This window comes from Streptomyces sp. NPDC048462 (assembly GCF_043200175.1).
Lineage (GTDB): Bacteria > Actinomycetota > Actinomycetes > Streptomycetales > Streptomycetaceae > Streptomyces.
In genome coordinates, this window is sequence record NZ_JBICXG010000013.1 from 53,980 (window position 1) to 72,952 (window position 18,973).

General features: G+C 70.8%; 21 protein-coding genes. 10 read left to right on the forward strand and 11 right to left on the reverse strand.

Annotation, left to right across the window (positions count from 1 at the left end):
- Positions 1 to 153 precede the first annotated feature (153 nt).
- The 3 genes from ACGFU6_RS22065 to ACGFU6_RS22075 form a co-directional block, all read right to left on the reverse strand.
- Positions 154 to 489 carry a hypothetical protein gene (locus tag ACGFU6_RS22065; RefSeq protein WP_393613094.1) on the reverse strand — a complete coding sequence of 112 codons (336 nt, stop codon included), beginning with the start codon at positions 487 to 489 and terminating at the stop codon, positions 154 to 156.
- Positions 490 to 679: 190 nt separating this feature from the next.
- Positions 680 to 1,018: a hypothetical protein gene (locus tag ACGFU6_RS22070; RefSeq protein ID WP_393613096.1), complete on the reverse strand. Its 339-nt coding sequence runs from the start codon at positions 1,016 to 1,018 to the stop codon at positions 680 to 682.
- Between the two features lie 61 nt (positions 1,019 to 1,079).
- Positions 1,080 to 1,346: a hypothetical protein gene (locus ACGFU6_RS22075; protein ID WP_393613370.1), complete on the reverse strand. Its 267-nt coding sequence runs from the start codon at positions 1,344 to 1,346 to the stop codon at positions 1,080 to 1,082.
- A 109-nt stretch (positions 1,347 to 1,455) separates the two neighbouring features.
- On the opposite strand from ACGFU6_RS22075, the gene ACGFU6_RS22080 reads away from it, so the two are divergent.
- The 3 genes from ACGFU6_RS22080 (at position 1,456) to ACGFU6_RS22090 (ending at position 3,783) form a co-directional block, all read left to right on the forward strand.
- Positions 1,456 to 2,286 carry a helix-turn-helix domain-containing protein gene (locus ACGFU6_RS22080; protein WP_393613098.1) on the forward strand — a complete coding sequence of 277 codons (831 nt, stop codon included), beginning with the start codon at positions 1,456 to 1,458 and terminating at the stop codon, positions 2,284 to 2,286.
- The gene (locus ACGFU6_RS22085; protein ID WP_393613100.1) at positions 2,283 to 2,492 is read left to right on the forward strand and encodes a DUF397 domain-containing protein; all 210 of its coding nucleotides are present in this window, start codon (positions 2,283 to 2,285) and stop codon (positions 2,490 to 2,492) included. Before ACGFU6_RS22080 ends, ACGFU6_RS22085 begins: the two co-directional genes overlap by 4 nt.
- A gap of 460 nt (positions 2,493 to 2,952) precedes the next feature.
- Complete coding sequence (locus ACGFU6_RS22090) at positions 2,953 to 3,783, forward strand: hypothetical protein (protein ID WP_393613101.1); 831 nt, start codon at positions 2,953 to 2,955, stop codon at positions 3,781 to 3,783.
- A gap of 138 nt (positions 3,784 to 3,921) precedes the next feature.
- Here the strand turns inward: ACGFU6_RS22090 and ACGFU6_RS22095 are convergent, their stop codons facing one another.
- Positions 3,922 to 4,482 carry a TetR/AcrR family transcriptional regulator gene (locus ACGFU6_RS22095; protein WP_393613103.1) on the reverse strand — a complete coding sequence of 187 codons (561 nt, stop codon included), beginning with the start codon at positions 4,480 to 4,482 and terminating at the stop codon, positions 3,922 to 3,924.
- An 89-nt stretch (positions 4,483 to 4,571) separates the two neighbouring features.
- On the opposite strand from ACGFU6_RS22095, the gene ACGFU6_RS22100 reads away from it, so the two are divergent.
- Positions 4,572 to 5,033 (forward strand): nuclear transport factor 2 family protein, encoded by a 462-nt coding sequence (locus ACGFU6_RS22100; protein ID WP_393613105.1) that lies wholly within the window; start codon positions 4,572 to 4,574, stop codon positions 5,031 to 5,033.
- 60 nt (positions 5,034 to 5,093) lie between these two features.
- On the opposite strand, the gene ACGFU6_RS22105 is transcribed toward ACGFU6_RS22100, so the two are convergent.
- Both ACGFU6_RS22105 and ACGFU6_RS22110 read right to left on the reverse strand, forming a co-directional pair.
- Complete coding sequence (locus ACGFU6_RS22105; protein WP_393613107.1) at positions 5,094 to 5,732, reverse strand: response regulator; 639 nt, start codon at positions 5,730 to 5,732, stop codon at positions 5,094 to 5,096.
- A complete protein-coding gene (locus ACGFU6_RS22110; RefSeq protein WP_393613108.1) occupies positions 5,729 to 7,084 on the reverse strand; it encodes a sensor histidine kinase in 1,356 nt (451 codons plus the stop codon). The genes ACGFU6_RS22105 and ACGFU6_RS22110 overlap by 4 nt, the downstream gene beginning before the upstream one ends.
- A gap of 170 nt (positions 7,085 to 7,254) precedes the next feature.
- Between ACGFU6_RS22110 and ACGFU6_RS22115 the strand changes: the two genes are divergently transcribed.
- The 3 genes from ACGFU6_RS22115 (at position 7,255) to ACGFU6_RS22125 (ending at position 10,068) form a co-directional block, all read left to right on the forward strand.
- Positions 7,255 to 7,809 carry a heme-binding protein gene (locus ACGFU6_RS22115; protein ID WP_393613110.1) on the forward strand — a complete coding sequence of 185 codons (555 nt, stop codon included), beginning with the start codon at positions 7,255 to 7,257 and terminating at the stop codon, positions 7,807 to 7,809.
- A 36-nt stretch (positions 7,810 to 7,845) separates the two neighbouring features.
- Entirely contained in the window at positions 7,846 to 8,442 is a 597-nt protein-coding gene (locus ACGFU6_RS22120; RefSeq protein ID WP_393613112.1) for an ankyrin repeat domain-containing protein, read from the forward strand.
- Positions 8,443 to 8,688: 246 nt separating this feature from the next.
- Complete coding sequence (locus ACGFU6_RS22125; protein ID WP_393613371.1) at positions 8,689 to 10,068, forward strand: M1 family metallopeptidase; 1,380 nt, start codon at positions 8,689 to 8,691, stop codon at positions 10,066 to 10,068.
- Positions 10,069 to 10,096: 28 nt separating this feature from the next.
- Here ACGFU6_RS22125 and ACGFU6_RS22130 read toward each other — a convergent pair whose 3' ends face one another.
- Complete coding sequence (locus ACGFU6_RS22130; protein WP_393613114.1) at positions 10,097 to 11,668, reverse strand: M4 family metallopeptidase; 1,572 nt, start codon at positions 11,666 to 11,668, stop codon at positions 10,097 to 10,099.
- A gap of 277 nt (positions 11,669 to 11,945) precedes the next feature.
- On the reverse strand, positions 11,946 to 12,521 hold the full coding sequence (locus tag ACGFU6_RS22135; RefSeq protein ID WP_393613116.1) for a TerD family protein: 576 nt from the start codon (positions 12,519 to 12,521) through the stop codon (positions 11,946 to 11,948).
- A gap of 194 nt (positions 12,522 to 12,715) precedes the next feature.
- On the opposite strand from ACGFU6_RS22135, the gene arfB reads away from it, so the two are divergent.
- A complete protein-coding gene (gene arfB, locus ACGFU6_RS22140) occupies positions 12,716 to 13,150 on the forward strand; it encodes an alternative ribosome rescue aminoacyl-tRNA hydrolase ArfB (RefSeq protein WP_123524532.1) in 435 nt (144 codons plus the stop codon).
- A gap of 63 nt (positions 13,151 to 13,213) precedes the next feature.
- Here arfB and ACGFU6_RS22145 read toward each other — a convergent pair whose 3' ends face one another.
- A complete protein-coding gene (locus tag ACGFU6_RS22145; RefSeq protein ID WP_393613118.1) occupies positions 13,214 to 13,720 on the reverse strand; it encodes a flavin reductase family protein in 507 nt (168 codons plus the stop codon).
- A 300-nt stretch (positions 13,721 to 14,020) separates the two neighbouring features.
- Here ACGFU6_RS22145 and cdgB point away from each other — a divergent pair, with 300 nt between their 5' ends.
- A complete protein-coding gene (gene cdgB / locus ACGFU6_RS22150) occupies positions 14,021 to 15,670 on the forward strand; it encodes a diguanylate cyclase CdgB (protein ID WP_393613120.1) in 1,650 nt (549 codons plus the stop codon).
- A gap of 153 nt (positions 15,671 to 15,823) precedes the next feature.
- Positions 15,824 to 16,852, forward strand: a complete 1,029-nt coding sequence (locus ACGFU6_RS22155) for a carbohydrate-binding protein (RefSeq protein ID WP_393613122.1) — start codon at positions 15,824 to 15,826, stop codon at positions 16,850 to 16,852.
- Between the two features lie 66 nt (positions 16,853 to 16,918).
- Here the strand turns inward: ACGFU6_RS22155 and ACGFU6_RS22160 are convergent, their stop codons facing one another.
- Positions 16,919 to 17,770 (reverse strand): ketose-bisphosphate aldolase, encoded by an 852-nt coding sequence (locus tag ACGFU6_RS22160; protein ID WP_393613124.1) that lies wholly within the window; start codon positions 17,768 to 17,770, stop codon positions 16,919 to 16,921.
- Positions 17,771 to 17,825: 55 nt separating this feature from the next.
- On the reverse strand, positions 17,826 to 18,770 hold the full coding sequence (locus ACGFU6_RS22165; protein WP_393613125.1) for a 1-phosphofructokinase family hexose kinase: 945 nt from the start codon (positions 18,768 to 18,770) through the stop codon (positions 17,826 to 17,828).
- Between the last annotated feature and the right edge of the window lie 203 nt (positions 18,771 to 18,973).

Consider the following 18,973-nt stretch of genomic DNA (forward strand, 5'->3'; position numbering starts at 1 on the left):
GTTCGGCCGAAATTCGGTCCCGAAGCGGTCTTGGTTTCGCGCCGTCTCACTCAACGGCGAAGCGTGGGGAGGTCAGGCGGAGGAGGCATTTCCCCACGCATTTCGTCACCGTCCACCTGGACGACTGCTGAGAAGACGAAACGGACATGAGGGTCAGGCAGTGACCCGTTCGCCGTGCTGGAGCAAGGGCAGGCGGTTTCCGGTACGTAGAGCGGTCACCGCTTCCGTGATCCGGCAGGCCCGCATGCCGAGGCCGGCGAGATGGGCCACGTTCCCGCCCGCGCCACAGCCGAGGTCAAGCACGGCCTCACCAGGTTTCAGGCCAAGCACTTCGGCTCCGGGGCCGTGGTCGGCGTACTGCGTCCAGTTGAACCAGGTGGACTCGCCACGGGCGTTCGTCGGGCGCCTCTGGGGCTTGGTCTGCGCGTACTGATCCCAGGCGGCATTACGGGTGTCGGACACGTCGCTTCCGTTCTCGTTCTCATTCACGGGCGCGGCCAGCCGACTGGATGTGCGCTGCTACTTCTTCCCGCCGACGGGGCTGTCGGTGCAGCCGGCGTGACACTGCGAGCATTCCGCCGCGCCCTCGTTGGGTCAGATCTCGGCATCGACGGCGAACCCTGCCTCGCGGAGCACAGGCGTCAACGGCTTGTCGGTGTCGGCCCTTTGGGCACAAGCGTCAGTCGAACAGTTCTCGGATCTCCCAGGAGTGGCCCGGCGGGTGCTCCGCGTACAGCGTGCACACGTCCTGCCGCACGGGGTCGACGGCAGGGTCCGTCATTCCGCACGTGGGGGCGGCGACGTACGTCACGTGGTCCGCGCCCCAGCGCATCCACACCTCGAAATTGCCCCGCCCCATGTCTCCCAGTTGGTCGGTGTGGTCACCGGGGTGCCCCTCGGCCAGCTCGCAGGTAAGCGGTTCGGACAGTTCGGGGTCGTGCCGCCCCCCGTACGCGTGCGCGGTCTCGTACCAGGGCGCGCGGGTCGCGGCGTCGCAGCCATGCAGGGGGCCGGTCACGAGGTGCTCGTCGGCAGATGGGTGCGGGCGGCCATGAGCCGGGGCAGGCGGGTCGTGGCTCTCACAGCACATCACCTCGGCTCCGGGCGTTGCACCGCGCGTTCTGTGCGTGCAGCCGCTCTATGGGGTCCGCGAGGCGTACGTGCTCGGGTTCGGCTTCCCATTCCTGCCCGCCGCATGCCGGCCGCAGTGCCCAGTACGGGCCCGCGACCCCTCGGAACTCTCCGACACGGTTGTCGTGACCGGTGTCCACCATGAGCGTGCCGGGGGCGGGCGGGGTGGTGGGGACGGGGGCGTGTTCGTGTCCGTCCGGGGGGACGTCCTGCACAGTCACCGTCACTCCTCTCCGTAGTGCTTTCGCTACGCGGAGCGCTCAGCGTGGACTACTCTGCCGGTACCTTCAACCTCCGCGAGATCGAATGATGGAGAGGCAACAGGTGGCGAACCGCAAGAAGTTGGACCCATCGGTGAGTCCCCGCGCAGCGTTCGGGGAGCGTCTGCGCAGACTGCGCGAGGAGCACGGGTGGACCCAGGATGATCTGGCTGACCGTTCGGGGTACTCCGCATCGCATATTTCCGGCGTCGAAACCGGATCCCGAACTCCAACCTCCGCGTTCACTGCAAGTGCTGACCGAGCCCTCGGGACCGGTGAGGCGCTGACCCGGCACGGCGCGGCGGCGCGCGACAGCGCGATACTCGACGGCTTCCCCGAGTTCGTCGTCCAGGAGGGGCAGGCCACGGAGATCCGGCTGTTTGAAATGGGCCTTGTGCCGGGTCTGTTTCAGACTCCGGCATACGCCGCTGCCGTCACCATGGGTGCGGTGCGACGCGGTGCGATCACTGAAGTGCAGGCAGAGGAACGACTCGCGCTGCTAGCCGGGCGTCAGCAGTCACTCGCCCGTACTCCGCCTCCGCAGGCGTATGCCGTGCTCGACGAAAGCTGCATCCGGCAGCACGTGGGCGGGCCCGGAGTCATGGCGGAGCAACTGGATCATCTCGCGATGATCGCTGGCATGCCCAACACCGTCGTGCAGGTTGCCCCGTTCCTGCTCGGTGAGCGCCGCGCGCTGAACAAGCCGGTGACTCTGGTGATGATGGTGGACCGGTCGTGCATGGCTTACGCGGAGTCAGCGCACGCCGGGCATCTGGAGCGTGACATGCGGTTCGTCGGGCCCCTGCTCACGTCCTACCATCAGCTACAGGCCGAAGCGCTCTCGCAGGCTGACTCCGTGGCTCTGATCAACCAGGTACGAAAGGGCACCTCGTGACTACCGATTCCTTCCACTGGTTCACGTCCTCCTACAGCTCCGACGGTGGCCAGTGCGTGGAGGTGGCCACCAACCTCGCCTCCGCGCGTGGTGTGGTCCCCGTCCGTGACTCCAAGGATCTGTGCGGCCCGGCTCTGGGTTTCCCCGCAGGTGCGTTCGCGTCGTTCGTGGCGGGTGTCAAGGCCGGAGAGTTCGGCACCGTCTGACTGCCCGACCGGCGTACTTCGGTCCCGCGCGCGTCGTATCGTCGAAAGCCCTGCCGTGCCCCCGAGCCGGGGGGGTGTGGTGGGGCTTTCGGCGTACTGCCCGGGATCGGAGCCCGTCGCGCTTATCTCGTCGTGGCCGCCGCGCCCTCTCCGCAGCGCCTTTTCGCAGCTCAGGCCCGGGGCTCAAGCGTCGAGATCCGAGCGCTCTTTCAGCGGAGTGGGTGGAGGGATTGAACACCCACCCGCCCTCCCTGCCTTGAGGGTTGACTTTTCGCGATCGACTTGCCACGGAGGGTAGTCGCGCTCTAGCGTCAGCCGGGACGAGACGGCCCCCGTCGGTGCAGAAACACCTGACGAGGGCCTGACCACTTCGATCGTCAGGACCGATCTCATGGCTGCCAGCCAGCTTAGTGCTGCCGCTTCCCCCGCGCCCGTACCGCCGCCCACGCTTGATCACCCGATGGCCAGTCCCGGGTACGGAAAGCGCTCCGCGCCGGGCCAACGTCCCCGTACCGCTACGGATTTCGCCCATCTGCTTCCCCGCGACGCCGCCGTCGCCGCGTACCTCGACGGCCTGTGCGACGGCGCCGACATCTCCGTGAAGACCCTGGCCAAGACGCTCCCGTACGGCCAGTGCGCCCTGCGGACCACGCTGAACCGGCTCCAGGAAGCGGGCCATCTGCGCAGGGGTAGCGAGTGCGTGGCGACCGAGGAAGCGCTGATCTGGGTCACCCGCACATTCTTCTCCCGCACCTCACGCGGCGACGAGTGGTGGGACGCCTTCACCCGGGGCGACGTACCCCCGGAGCAGGCGGCCCAACGGCCCACCCGTTCCCGGTCGTTCATCCTGCTCGCCGCCCTCGGGCGCGAGAAGCCCGCACTGAGCCTGTCCCAGGCCGACTGCGTCGCGCTCGAACCTCAGCTGAGTGAGTGGTTCGAGCGCGGCGCCACCGAGCCGGAAGTCCTGCACGCCCTGACCGATGGCCTCCCGCCACGCATCCACCACGCTGCCGCCCTCGTCCGCCGACGCCTGCTGGACAAGCTCCCACCCGTACGCGAAGCCTCCCCCGCCCCACGGGTCGTCCTGCGGACCCTGGAATGCGCCGAATGCCGCGCACCCGGCACCGCGCAAGCCATGCCCGGCGGCCTCTGCGGAAACTGCCGCGGCAACCCGGACCCGGACCCCACCCACAACGGCCCCGAGGGCGCCGTACCCGTCCAAGGCGTACGGGCACGGATGAGCGCCGTACGTGCGGGACTGGTGCCCCGGGCCGAGCGGGGACGGCACTGACGCCGGACGGTCCTACGTGGCGGACTGGCCTGACCTGCCGTCCTGGCAGCAGGGGACGGACGCCGACATCTTCGAGGCCATCGAGAAGGCGTGCAGCTGATCATCGCTGGATGTTGCTGGACGAGACGCTGTTGACGCCTACTTGAGGAGGGCCTTGACGGCTGCCTGAGCGGGGCGGGCGGCCTTGACGTCTCCGGTGATTGCGGCGGTCACGATCGCGCCTTCAGCCATGAGGCACACTGGCTCTGCCGGTTCGGTCGTGACGGCTTTGACCCACGCTGCGATCTGTTTGTGAAACGCGTGCTTGTGGGCACGGACCTCGGCGAGGATCGCCGGTGAGGCGGAACCGAGTTCGCCGTAGGCGTTGACCCATGCGCAGCCGCGATAGCCGGGCTCGGTGAACCATCGTTCGAGCCAGTCAAAGACCGCCAGCACCCGCTCGGTAGGGTCCTCGCTCCGCTCCACGTACTCCATCAGGCTGGTTCGCCACCGGCGATCCCGTCGTCGCAGCACGGCAACGACCAGATCCTCTTTCGCCGGGTAGAGCCCGTAGATCCGTTTCAACGGCATCCCTGCCGCGGCTCGGATGGTGTCCATTCCGACCGCCTGGATGCCTTGCTCATAGAACAGCGTCTCGGCGGCGTCGAGCAGTGTGGCACGGTCCTGTGCCCTCTGTTCCTCGCTGATCGGCGCTGGCATGAGACCCTCCTTGACCTTGAGAACGCTCGTTCCCTACGGTAGTCCAACACGTATCGAGAACGTCCGTTCTCAACCGTCAAGGAGGAGTCATGAGCCATTCACGCCCCCCGTTCCCGCCGTTCACCGAAGAGACCGCTCTCCAGAAGGTGCAAGCGGCTGAGGATGCCTGGAACACCCGCGACCCGCAGCGTGTGGCCATGGCCTACACGCCCGACTCGGTATGGCGTAACCGAGACGTCTTCGTCACCGGCCGCGAGGAGATCGTCCAATTCCTGACCGCTAAGTGGGAGCGCGAGCTCAACTACGCCCTGCGCAAGAACCTGTGGGGATTGCACCGGAATCGCATCGCCGTCCGGTTCCAGTACGAATGGCACGACGCCAGGGGACAGTGGTGGCGCAGCTATGGCAACGAGCTGTGGCAGTTCAGCGCCGATGCCCTGATGGAACGGCGCGAGGCCAGCGTCAACGACACACGGATCCACGAGTCCGACCGGCGAATCTTCGGCCCACGACCGGAGCGTGAGCGTGGCATCGAGCTCCCGCTGCAGTAGCCGCTCTGCCTCAACGGGCTTCTCCACGGGTGACGCCGGACGGCCCGCAGCCCGCAGCCCTCACGGCAGCAGCCGCTGCTCCTTGGCCACGGCGACGGCTCCGGCGCGGGTGTCGACGCCGAGCTTGTCGTAGATCCGGCCCAGGTGGGTCTTGACGGTGGCCTCGCTGATGAACAGGGCGCGGGCGATGTCGCGGTTGCCCAGGCCCCGGGAGAGCTGGCCGAGGATGTCGCGTTCGCGGTCGGTGAGGGTGGGCAGCGGCTTGCGCATGCGGGCCATGACGCGGCTGGCGACGGGCGGCGAGAGGGTGGTGCGGCCCTGGGCGGCGGAGCGGATCGCGGCGAAGAGTTCCTCGGGGCGCTCGGCCTTCAGCAGGTAGCCGGTGGCACCGGCCTCGATGGCGCGGGTGATGTCCGCGTCCGTGTCGTAGGTGGTGAGGACCAGGACGTGGGCGCCGGCGGCGGCGGCCACGATCCGGCGGGTCGCCTCGACGCCGTCGATGCCCGCGCCGAGCTGGAGGTCCATGAGGACGACGTCGGGGGTGAGACGGGTGGCCAGGGCGACAGCCTCGTCGCCGCTGCCCGCCTCGCCCACGACCTCGATGTCGGGTTCGCTGCCGAGGAGGGCCAGGAGTCCGGCGCGTACGACGGCGTGGTCGTCGCAGAGAAGGATGCGGACGGGCGAGTGGGTGGCGGTCATGCGGGGTCCTGGGGGGTGAGGGGGACGGTGGCCGTCACCGCGGTGCCTTCGCCGGGCGCGGACTCGATGGTCAGGGTGCCGCCCAGCTGACGCAGCCGGGCACGCATCGCGGGCAGCCCGTGGCCGCGTACACCCCTCGGCGCCCCGCCCGGCTCCGTGGGCGTGAAGCCGTGTCCGTTGTCCGCGATGTCGAGGACGGTCCGGTCGTCGAGGTGGGTGAGGGTCAGGGCGGCCTCGGTGGCGTCCGCGTGCTCGGTCACGTTGGCCAGGGCGCCCTGGGCGATCCGCAGCAGCGCGGACTGCACCCGGCCGGGCAGCGCGGTGTGGGGTGCGCCCTCGACGTGGCAGCGGACGGTCAGCCGGCCCTGCGCCTGCGCGGTCTCGCGGGCGGCCAAGGCGTGCAGCGCCGCGTCCAGGCCGCCGCCCTCGGCCAGGTCGGCGGGGGCCAGGTCGTGGACGAAGCGGCGGGCCTCGGCGAGGTTGCGTTCCGCGATGCCGGTGGCGGTCCGGATGTGGCGGCGGGCGGTCGCCGGATCGGTGTCCCAGGTGCGGTCGGCGGCCTGGAGCAGCATCTGCTGGCTGGACAGGCCCTGGGCGAGGGTGTCGTGGATCTCCATGGAGAGCCGCTGGCGCTCCGCGAGGGTGCCCTCGCGCCGTTCGGTGGCGGCCAGCTCGCGGCGGGTGCGCAGCAAGTCGTCGATCAGTTCGTTCTGCGTGACGGCCTGGCGCTGCATGTGGACGAACACGGCGGTCGCGACGGCCGCGACGGCGGGCGGCGCGAGGATCAGGTTCGGGTCGAAGCCGTCGGCCAGCCGCAGCTGCGCGGCGACGACGAACAGGGTGAGCAGCGCGACCAGGGCGAGCGCGGCCCGTGGCGGCAGGATCCGCAGCCCGGTGTAGAAGAGCGGCACCGCGCACCACGCGAAGCTCGGCGCGAGGACGACCAGCACCATCCAGACAGCGACCAGCACCCCCAGCCAGAGCAGGCTGCGCGGGGTCGGGCGGGACCCGAGCACCGGCCCGATCACGTACAGGACGGCCAGCGCGACGGACAGCCCGATGATCCACGGAGTGCGGGCCTCGCCGGGGTGGCGCAGCAGGAACCGGGTCAGCGAGGCGCCCAGGAGCAGGAAGAACGCGGCGTGCATGAGCAGGGAGAGGCCCCGGGTGTCGGGGTCGCCGGACTGCCCGGCAACGCCCGCAGACCGGCTTCGCCGCAGGGAGAGGGCGCGTGTGCCGTCGTCGTCGGCCCGGCGGGTGTCCCGCGCCGAGCGGCTTCGCTGCTCCACCTCGTACCCCCTTCTGCGGGTCGTGCCCCGTTCTGCGCCACCGCTGCTGACCTGCGCGGACATTCCATCGTCACCCCGAAGGACCCGGCCCGCATCAACCGATCGGCCGATGGGGCCGTCAGCCGTACCGCGTGCGGTGTCCAGCCGGTACGCCGACCGTACGGCCACGGGACCGGCCGGAGCATTGATCTCAGAACGCAGGAACACCCACGGCCACTCCAGAGGAGCCCACCATGAAGATGTCGCTGCGCACCCGCGTCCTGACCGGTGCCGTCGCCGCTGCCGCCCTCGGGGCCGGCACCCTCGGCGCCGTGTCCGCGAACGCCTCCGCCCCGGCCGCCGCGCCCGCCACCACCGTCAAGGCCGACACCGCGAACCGGAACCTCCAGCAGTCCACGCACCTGACCGTGGACGCCGCGTCGAAGGCGGCCCAGGCGGCCCTGGACGCGGCGGAGAAGGAGCACCAGAAGGTCGCCGTCTCCGTCGTCGACCGCAACGGCAACACCATCGTCACCCTGCGCGGCGACGGCGCGGGCCCGCAGGCGTACGAGTCGGCCGAGAAGAAGGCGTACACCGCCGTGTCCTGGAACGCGCCCACCTCCGAGCTGGTCAAGCGGCTGGCCCAGACCCCGAACCTGAAGGACATCCCTGGCACCCTGTTCCTCGCGGGCGGCGCCCCGGTGCAGGTCAAGGGTGCTCCGGTCGCGGGCATCGGAGTGGCGGGGGCGCCCAGCGGCGACCTCGACGAGAAGTTCGCGCAGGCCGGCGCCGCCGCGCTCACCAAGTAGCCCGCCACGTAGTCGGATCAACCCCGGGAGACACATATGAACGCCCTCGATCACCAGCTGCTCGACGCCGCACGCACCGGCGACCCCGACCGGGTGCGGACCGCGATCGAGGGCGGCGCCCGGGTGGACGTCCGCGACGAGGAGCTGCGCACCCCGCTGCTGCTCGCCGTCCACGGGGAGCACGTCGAGGTGGCCCGGCTGCTCGTCGCGGCGGGCGCCGACCCCAACGCGCAGGACCGGCGCGAGGAGAGCCCGTGGCTGGCCACGGGCGTCACCGGCAGCGTCCCGATGCTGCGCGTGCTGCTGCCGGCCGGGCCCGATCTGAAGCTCCGCAACCGGTTCGGCGGTATCGCGCTGATCCCGGCGAGCGAGCGGGGCCATGTCGGCTACGTACGGGAGCTGCTCCGGGCCACCGACATCGACGTCGACCACGTCAACCGGCTCGGCTGGACGGCCCTGCTGGAGGCCGTGATCCTCGGTGACGGGGGCCGGGCGCACCGGGAGATCGTCGAGCTGCTGCTCGCGGCGGGTGCGACGCCGGAGCTGCCGGACGCCGACGGGGTCACGGCACTGGAGCACGCGGAGCGCCGGGGCTTCGCGGAGATCGCGGCGTTGTTGCGGGACACCCGGTGAGAGCCCGGCAAGCGGTCGACGCCGTCGGGGATCGCGTACTCCGGCACCGTACGGGCGGGCTCCGGCGGACGGCACGGTCCGGGCATCCCCCTACTCCGACATTCCGCACATAGGATCATCGGCGTGGATCTGGATCTGGATCAAGCCGCCCCGGCACGCACGCCCCGTACGGCACGTGCCGCACACGCACCCCGCCCGGCACGCACCCCCCGTGCCGCACACGCACCCCGCACGGCCAGGATCGCCGTGCTGCTCCTCGCCCTGGCGGTCCTCGCCCCGGCCTGCACCGCGGGCGCCAGCGGGGTGGGGGGAAAGCCGGGCGCCGCCGGGGTGCGCGATCCGTACTTCCCCAGGCTCGGCAACGGCGGCTACGACGTCACGCACTACGACCTCACGCTCGATGTCGGCAAGGACGCGAAGACGCTGCGCGGTACGGCCCGGATCACCGCGCGGGCCACCCAGGACCTCAGCTCGTTCAACCTCGACCTGGCCGGGCTGAAGGTGGAGTCGGCCTCGGTCGAGGGGCGCCCCGCCGCCGTCAGCCGGGCGGCCGACGAGCTGACGCTGCGTCCGGACATCGAGGTCCAGGACCGGCTGCGCCGGGGCCGCACCTTCCGTACGGTCGTGCACTACTCCGGCACCCCGAAGACCATCACCGACCCGGACGGCTCCGAGGAGGGCTGGCTGCCGACCGCCGACGGAGCGGTGGCGCTGGGGGAGCCGACCGGCTCGATGGCCTGGTTCCCGGGCAACAACCACCCGAGCGACAAGGCCACGTACGACCTGTCGGTCACCGTGCCCGAGGGGCTCACGGCGGTCTCCAACGGTGTGCTCGCCGGCCGGCCCGCCACCGCGGACGGCCGCACCACCTACCGCTGGCACACCGCCGAACCGATGGCGAGCTATCTCGCGGCGCTGGCCGTCGGCCGGTTCGAGACGAAGACATCGACGATGACGGGCGGCATCACGGTGTTCACCGCGGTGGACCCGGAGTCGGCGAAGGCGAGCGCGGCGACGCTGGCCCGGGTCCCCGAGGTCGTCAAGTGGGAGGCGGCGCACTTCGGCCCGTACCCGTTCTCCGCCACCGGCGCGATCGTCGAGCGCAAGGGGGACGCCGGGTACGCGCTGGAGACGCAGAACCGGCCGTTCTTCCCCGGGCCGCCGAGCGTCGGGCTGCTCGTCCACGAGATGGCGCACCAGTGGTTCGGCGACTCGGTCACGCCCGCGAGCTGGCGGGACATGTGGCTCAACGAGGGTCTGGCGACCTACGCGGAGTGGCTGTGGGAGGAGGAGAAGGAGGACACCCCGGCGCAGGAGTCGTTCGACGAGGCCTATGCGGACGACGACAACTGGGCCTTCCCGCCCGCCGATCCGCCGTCCGCGTCCAACATCTCGGACCCGCCGGTGTACGGGCGGGGCGCCATGGTGATCCACAAGGTCCGTGAGGCGGTGGACGACGACGAGCGGTTCTTCGCACTGCTCGCGGGCTGGACGAAGGCCCGCCACCACGGCAACGCCACCACGGCCGACTTCACCGCGTACGTGGAGAAGGCGACCGGCCTCGATCTGACGGAGCTGTGGAAGGACTGGCTGTACGGCGGGAGCCGGCCCGCCGCGGACGGCTGACCGGCTCCCTGGAGCAACGTGGCGGTTGTTACTTCACGTTGACGCCGGCCCAGGCGGCGTCGACGGCCTTCAGCTCGGCGCTGTCCGCGCCGTAGAGGTCGGTCGCGGCCTTCTCGGTCGCGGTGCGGGCGGCCGCGTAGTCGGTGGAGGAGGTCATGTACTCGGAGAGGGCCTTGTACCAGACCTGGATGGCCTTGTCCCGGCCGATGCCGGTCACGGTGGAGCCGTCGGAGGTCGGGGAGTCGTAGTCGACGCCGTTGATGGTCTTCGCGCCGCTGCCCTCGGCCAGCAGGTAGAAGAAGTGGTTGGCGACACCGGACGAGTAGTGCACGTCCTCGTTGCCGACGCTGCTGGACCAGTAGTCGGCCGAGCCGCCGTCCTTGCTCGGCTTGTCCATGTAGCGCAGCGGGGTGCCGTCGCCGTTGATGTCGATCTTCTCGCCGATGAGGTAGTCACCGACGTCGGTGGCGTTGTCGGCGAAGAACTCCACCGAGGTGCCGAAGATGTCGCTGGTCGCCTCGTTGAGGCCGCCGGACTCACCGACGTAGTCGAGGTTGGCGGTCGACGAGGTCAGTCCGTGGCTCATCTCGTGCCCGGCGACGTCGAGGCCGGTGAGGGCGCTCTTGTTGTCGGCGCCGTCGCCGTACGTCATGCAGAAGCAGCTGTCGTCCCAGAACGCGTTGACGTACGCGTCGCCGTAGTGGACCCGGGAGTACGCGGCCTTGCCGTCGCCCGCGATGCCGTCGCGGCCGAGCACGTCCTTGTAGAAGTCCCACGTCTCGGCGGCGCCGTAGTGGGCGTCGACCGCGGCGGTCTGGCGGTCGTTGCCGGTGCCGTCGCCCCACGTGTTGTCGTCGTCGGTGACCAGGTCGCCGGTGCCGCTCTCGCCCTGGTTCAGGTCGTACGTCTTGTGGCCGCCGCGGTCGCCGTCGGTCAGGTCGAAGCCGGAACCGGACTCGGTGGTGGACAGTTCCACCTTGCCGCTGTACTGGCTGTTGCCGACGCCGGCGGTCTCGATCTCCTCGTAGCTGTGCAGGACCTTGCCGGTGATGGCGTCGGTGAGGATGCGCTTGCGGCTCGGGGTGCCGTCCTTCTGGACCCCGGTCTTCACGGATTCGAGCGCGAGGACGGGCTTGGAGCCGCCCGCCCAGATCACCTTGCGGGCACCGGCCACCGTCTTGATCTTCGCCGTCGTGGACGGCACGGATATCTTGGCGTCGGTCGCCCTGGTGACGCTCTTGAGCTTGCCGTTGCTCGCGGTGTGGGTGACGAGGTCGCCGCCGATGACGGGCAGTCCGGCGTAGGTGCGCTCGTAGCGGGTGTGGACGGTGCCCTTGGCGTCCTTGATCACGTCACGGGCGATCAGCTTCTCCTTGCCGCCGAGCTTCAGCGTGGCGGCGGTCGAAGAGGCGTCGGTCTGCGCCGACTTGATGGCCGTGGTGCGCGCGGCGGCGGCGCTGAAGGCGGGGGATGAGGCGGAGGAGCCGTTGTCGGGAGCGGCCGGCCGGGCGTTCGCGGTACCGGTCTGCACTCCGACGACGACCATCGCGGCCACGGCGGCCAGGGCTGCGGCGCGACGGGTGTTCATGTGGGGGGTCATGGGTTCTCCGTTGCTCGTTCCGTGGGGGGTTACGAGCGGAGAGCGTGCCACCGAATGACCGACATTGACGGTGTACCAACAATTACCTCACAATTCTTTGACCAGTTCTTGTCCGACTGGGGTACGTCTGTGTCCGCTATCCGGCGGACTTCCGGCAGTTGGGCAACACCGCGTGTCGTACGCCCCATTGGTCTCGGTCAGTGGTACGCGGACGCGCGGGAGCCCCCGGCCGCAGGACGTTCGGCCGGGGGCTCCCGTGCAGCGGTGGGACGGAGCGTCAGAGAGTGACGCCGAAGTCCGAGGCGATGCCGCGCAGGCCGGAGGCGTATCCCTGGCCGACGGCGCGGAACTTCCACTCGGCACCGTTGCGGTACAGCTCGCCGAAGACCATGGCGGTCTCGGTGGCGGCGTCCTCGCTCAGGTCGTAGCGGGCGATCTCGGCGCCGCCGGCCTGGTTGAGGATGCGGATGTAGGCGTTGCGCACCTGGCCGAAGTTCTGGCTGCGGGTCTCGGCGTCGTAGATCGACACCGGGAAGACGATCTTGTCGATGTCGGCCGGAAGGCCCGCCAGGTTGACGTTGATCTGCTCGTCGTCGCCCTCGCCCTCACCCGTGACGTTGTCACCGGTGTGCACGATGGTCTGGTCCGGCGTCGCCTTGTTGTTGAAGAAGACGAAGTGGCCGTCGGAGAAGACCTTGCCGGCCGTGTTGACCGCGATCGCGGAGGCGTCGAGGTCGAAGTCCGTGCCGGTGGTGGTACGGACGTCCCAGCCGAGGCCGACCGTGACGGCGGTGAGGCCGGGGGCCTCCTTGGTGAGGGAGACGTTGCCGCCCTTGGACAGGCTTACTGCCATGGGAAGTCCCTTTCATCTGTCGTGTGCGGGCTTCGTGTCGTCACGAAGCTACCGTCACCCTCCATAACGCGGACAAGGGACCGAGAGGTTCCTTCCGCCTTTGCTTTCTTTGCCGAACCGGCGCCGGGCGCGGCTGGGCGCGACTGCGGGACAGTCCGTAAAGAAGGTGACGAACACCCGGTGGGCCGGGGAACATGGGTGTCATGTCCGGGCCCTATGTCATCCGCGGTGCGGTCTCCCTGCCGGAGGCCGAGCTCATGTGGCGTTTCTCGCGGTCCTCCGGGCCCGGCGGGCAGCACGTCAACACCACCGACTCCCAGGTCGAGCTCCGCTTCGACCTCGCGGCGACCGAGTCGCTGCCCGAGGTGTGGAAGGAGCGCGCCCTGGAGCGGCTGGAGAGCCGGCTGGTCAACGGGGTGGTGTCGGTACGGTCCTCGGAGCACCGCTCGCAGTGGCGCAACCGCGAGACGGCCGCCGTAAGGCTCACCGCCCTGCTGGCCGAGGCCACGGCGCCGCCCCCCAAGCCGCGTCGCAAGCGCAAGATCCCGCGCGGCATCAACGAGCGCAGGCTGCGCGAGAAGAAGCAGCGCGGCGACACCAAGCGCGGCCGCTCGGGCCGCGACTGGTGAACGGGCCGCGGCACCGTGAACACCGGCCGCGACCGGTGAACGGGCCGTCCGCCGGCGGGGCGGTCAGCCCAGCTGCCGGTAGCGCCCGCGGAAGTACGTCAGCGGGCCGCCCTCCTGGGCCGGCAGCTGCGCACCGAGCACCCGTCCGATCACCAGCGTGTGGTCACCCGCCACGACACGCTGCTCCGTGCGGCACTCCAGCGTGGCGAGCGCGCCGTCGGCCAGTAGCGCCCCGCTGATCTCCCCGCGCACGTGCGGGATGTCCTCGAACAGCAGCCGGTCACTGATCCGGCCCTTCATGGCGAACCGTCCGGCGATGTGCCGCTGGCTCTCCGACAGGACCGAGACGGCCCACAGCGGCTGCTCGGCCAGCAGGTCGTCCATCCGTGAGTCGTTGCGCAGGCTCACCATGACCAGCGGCGGATCCAGCGACACCGACATGAACGCGGTCGCGGTCATGCCGACGTCCTCGCCGCGCCCGTGCTCGTCGAGCGGCGGCTCCTGTGCGGTGACCAGCACCACGCCGGCGGCCAGCCGGGCGAGGGCACCACGGAACTCGTCGTTGCTCACCCCCTCAGCATGGGGGACGGGCCGGGAACGCGGGGTGGAGGGCTTCGTCTGCAACACACCGGGCACGCTAGTCGTGCACGGGACGGCGGCGCATCGGGCCAGGGGACCAGCCGGGTCCTAGGACCGGCATGGAGTCCTTTACTATCTGTTGTGACTTGTCTCACAGAGCGCGATATTTGTTGACCCTGTGTACCGGGTGCACAGCTCACTGTGATTCAGTGGCCGTGACACTGCAGTAAGTACGTTAAGTACGCCGATATGAAACCTGGAGTGCTGTCGAGGTCTCGGGGAGTGCGAGCGATGGAGGCCGAGTCGGAGCCGTACGTCCGCCTTGCGACGATGCGGCAGCTGCACCAGGCCGTGGCCGATCTCAACACGGCGCGGAGCCTGGCCGACACGCTGCAGACCGTGGCCGACGGAATCGTCGCTGGTCTCGGCTACGAGCTGGCCTGCGTCAACCTCGTCCGTCCCGACGGTGACCTCGTGGTCGCCGCCTTCGCCGGGAACAGCGCCGCCGAGGCCCTGATCACCGGCCGCGTCGGCTCCCGCACCTCCTGGGAGCGCCGGCTGGCCATGGGCGAGATATGGGACGAGCTCCGCTTCATACCGCACACCGACGGCTGGGTCCTCCTCGACGACGACGTCCCGCAGTGGCACACCGAGGGCCCCGAGCCCCGCTTCGAGGACGAGTGGCACCCGCAGGACCGGCTCTACGCCCCGATGTACGCCTCCGGCGGCGGCTCCGACCTCCTGGGCGTCATATCCGTCGACCGCCCCCGCAACGGCCGCCACCCCGGCGCGTGGGGCCGCGAGGCCCTCCAGATGTACGCCTCCCAGTCGGCCATCGCCATCAGTAACGCCCGGCTCCGGGCCAACATGCAGCGCGCCCTGGTCCGCCTGGAGCGGGAACAGCAGGCGCTGCGGGCCAGCGAGGAATCCTTCCGCCAGGCCTTCGAGTACGCCCCCAGCGGCATGGCCATCGCGGAGATGGGCGGCGACCAGCACGGCCGGCTGCTGCGCACCAACGACGCCCTGTGCCGGCTGCTCGGCCGCCCCGCCTCCGTACTGCGCCGCTACTCCTTCGCGGACCTGGTCCACCCCGAGGACATCGGCACCCTGCTCCGCACCTCCGCCGAGGGCGGCCGGGCCGAGCTGCGGCTGGGCCGCCGGGACGGCACCTACCTCTGGGTCTCGCTGCGCAACTCCGTCGTCGCGGACACCGCGGACGGGCCGCGCTTCCTGCTCACCCACGTCGAGGACATAGAGGAGCGCAAGCGCCACGAGCTGAACCTCGCGCACCGCGCCTCCCATGACGCGCTCACCGGCCTGCCCAACAGCGCCGAGCTGCGCTCCCGGCTCAGCGCCCGGCTCTGCGAGCGCCCGCACGCGATGGCGTCCACGGACGTGCAGGCGCTGGACGCGGCCTACGGCGACGTGGACGAGGCCCGGGTGCACGGCTTCCCCGTCGACGGGTTCGACGCCGCGACGGGCGTCGGCCCGTACGACCACCATGTGCATTCCGTCGCACCCGACACCGGGAAGGACGACGGCTCGAAGGGGCTCGCGGTCCTCTTCTGCGACCTGGACGGCTTCAAGTCGATCAACGACCGCTTCGGCCACCACACGGGTGACGCGGTCCTCATCGAGGTCGCCCGCCGGCTCACCACCTGTGTCCGCGACGGCGACACCGTCGCCCGGCTCGGGGGTGACGAATTCGTCGTGCTCGCCGACGGACTGGGCTCGGCGGACGCCGCGGACCTGGCCGTACGCCTGCGTAACGCCATCATTCCGCCCATTCGGGTCGACGGCCGGGCGGTGCGCGTCGGGGCGAGTTTCGGCATCGGCTGGGCCGCCTGCGGGATGACCGCGGAAGAGGTGCTGCGCTCCGCCGACCAGCGGATGTACATCGAGAAGCGGTCCCGGTCGAAGGTTCACCGCAGGGCCGGCTGAGGTTCGCCGGGCCGTCGCGCGCTTACCCCACCCAGGTTCCCGCGGCGCCTCCGGCAATTCTTGGGCTGGTCCGTTCGGGGTAGGCTCGGCCGGTCGGCGTGGGCTGACGGTATACGGCGAGTGGCCGACGACATGGTGAGGAGTGACCCAGGGATGGCCGGGAACAACGGCGCGAGCACACCCGAGGACGACGACCCGTTCGGCTACCTCTACGAGGACGGGCGGGCGGCCGGCGCACAGCCGCCGGGTCAGGGCGGCTACGGCTACCCGGGTCCCGCCGCGCAGCCCGGTGTGCCGCGCACCTCGTACAACCAGGTGCGGACCGTCGGTGAGCGCCAGTACGGCCAGCAGGTGCCGCAGCAGGGGGCCTACGGCTACCCGCCGCAGGCGCAGAACGCCCAGTACGGGCAGCAGCAGGGCCAGTACGCACAGCAGGGCCAGGGCCAGTACGGCCAGCCGAACGCGCAGTACGCGGCCCCGGAGACGTATCCCGGTGCCCCCACCACCCAGGTCCCGCACCAGGGCGGCCGTGGCAACGGCGGCGGTCCCGGCAAGGGCGGCCCCAACACCAAGGGCCTGCTGATCGGCGCCGTCGCGGTCGTCGCGGTCGTGCTCATCGGCATCGCCGCCGCCCTGATGACGGGCGACGGCGACAAGGACAAGAAGAACGACGACACGGCGTCCTCCTCCTCCGGCGCGGCCGGTGAGGTCGAGGAGTCGCCGAAGCCCGAGCAGTCCAAGACCTCCGAGGCGCCCCCCGAGCTCCCGAAGCAGGACGCGGCGTCGCTCAAGCTCGGCGGCGACGCGAGCCTCGACAACACCGTCAAGGGCGCCAAGAGCAACAACGGGCAGTACATCAACCTCAACGCCGTCGGCCGGTCCGCGACCTGGTCCGTCGAGGTGCCGGAGGCCGGTGAGTACACGCTGTTCGTGACGTACGGCGTGCCGGGCAAGGACGCCAAGACGTCCCTCACGGTCAACGCCGAGGACCCCCGCGACATCAACATGAAGAACTTCGCCAACGCCCCCGAGGGCGATCTGGAGAAGGGCTGGACGGAGACGTACGCCTACGTCAACCTCAGCAAGGGTGCGAACACCCTGATGATCTCCTGCAACGACGGCGACCAGTGCGATGCCAACCTGGACCAGCTGTCGCTGAAGGCCGGTCACCAGACGCGCTGACTCGCCCCACCCGTACGCACGACGGCCCCCTCGCCTTCGGGTGAGGGGGCCGTCGTGTGTACGGGTTCAGCCCATCAGGGCCAGGAAGCCGGCGACCGTCGCGGCCATCGCCTCGCGGCCCGGGGCGATGTACTTGCGGGGGTCGACGCCCGTGGTGTTCTCGGCCAGGTGGGCGCGGACGGCGCCGGTGAACGCGGTGTTCAGGGCCGTACCGACGTTGATCTTGACCATGCCGGAGGCGGCGACGGCCTGGCGGATCTCGTCGTCCGGGACGCCGCTGGAGCCGTGCAGGACCAGCGGTACGGGGACGGCGTCGCGCAGCCGGCCGATCAGGGCGTGGTCCAGGGCGGCGGTGCGCTCGGTCATGGCGTGCGAGGAGCCGACGGCGACGGCGAGCGCGTCCACGCCGGTCGCGGCGACGTACGCGGCGGCCTCGGCCGGGTCGGTGCGGACGCCGGGGGCGTGGGCGTCGAGCGGGGTCTCGCCCTCCTTGCCGCCGACCTTGCCGAGCTCGGCCTCGATCCAGATCCCGCGCTCGTGGCCCCAGGCGACGGCCTCGGCGGTGGTCCGGACGTTCTCCTCGTAGCTGAGCTTGGAGGCGTCGAACATGACCGAGCCGAAGCCCTCGTCGTGCGCCTGGTGCAGCAGCTCCACGGACTCGACGTGGTCGAGGTGGAGGGCGAGCGGGGCGGTGGAGGTGCGGGCGACGGCCGCGGCGGCGGCCGCGATGGCGGAGAGCCGGCCGCCGTGGAACTTCACGGCGTTCTCGGAGATCTGGAGGATGGCGGGGGACCCGGCCCGCTCGGCACCGGTGGCGATGGCCTCCGCGTGCTCCAGCGTGATGACGTTGAAGGCGGCGATCCCGCGTCCCTGGGCCTGTGCGGCGGAGACGAGTTCACCGGTACTGACGAGCGGCATTGCTGACCTCTGTTGTTTCCTCGGGCCCGGTGAGGGTCCGGTGGGGGCGCGGCGCTCAGGCCGCTCCGTCTGCGTGTTCCTCGATGGCGACGCGCGGCAGCAGCTCCTCGTAGGCCGCGCGGTCGAAGTCACCCGCTGTGGGGGCCAGCACGGTCGCCGTCGACAGTGCCACCGCCCGTCGCAGCCTGTCCGGCCAGCTCAGGCCCTCGACGAGGGAGGACAGCAGTCCGGCCACCGCGGAGTCGCCGGCTCCGGTCGGGTTGCCCTTGACGGCGGCCGGCGGCGACGCCTGCCAGCTGCCGTCGGGGGTGACCGCCAGCATGCCTTCCGGGCCCAGCGAGGCGATCACCGTGTGCGCGCCGCGGCGGCGGGCGTCGCGGGTGGCGCGGGTGGGTTCGCGGGATCCGGTGAGCTGGGCGAGCTCGTCGGCGTTCGGCTTGATGAGGTCGGGGCGGGCGGCGATGCCCCGGCGCAGCGGTTCGCCGCTGGTGTCCAGGAGGACGGGGACGCCGGCGGCGCGGGCCGGCCGGATCAGTTCGGCGTAGGCGCCGACGTGGATGCCGGGGGGCAGGCTGCCGCACAGGGCGACCGCTTCGGCGCCGGTGAGCAGGTCCTCGTAACTGCGGAGGAAGGCGGTCCACTCGTCGGCGGTGACGTGCGGTCCCGGTTCGTTGAACTGGGTGGTGTCGCCGGTCGTCCCGTCCACGACGGCCAGGGTGCGGCGGGTGTCGCCGGCCACCGGGACGAGCGCGTCGGTGAGCTTGGCCCGGCCGGGCGGGAGGTCCGCGAGGAGCCGGCGCAGTACGGAGCCGGTGGCGCCGCCCGCGAAGCCGGTGACGACGCTGTCGTGACCGAGGGCCGTGAGGACCCGGGCGACGTTGATGCCCTTGCCGCCGGGGCGCTCGGAGAGATCGGTGACCCGGTGGCTGGCGTGCGGGACGAGGGCGGGAACGCCGTACGTCAGGTCGAGTGCCGTGTTCAGCGTGACCGTGAGGATCACCTCGGCCGCCCCCTCGATACGTGTTGCGCGCGCGTTCCTTTGCGGAATGCGCTGTTCCTGGTTGGTTCGCGGACGATCATGCCAAAGAGCCGGCGGCGGGCCCAGACCCGGGGGACAACCGCCGTCTCTTCGTTACGTACCGCCGCATGAGCCCGCCGCTTCCGGCCCGCCGGCTCGGGCCGCCGGCTCGGGTCAGTGGCTCG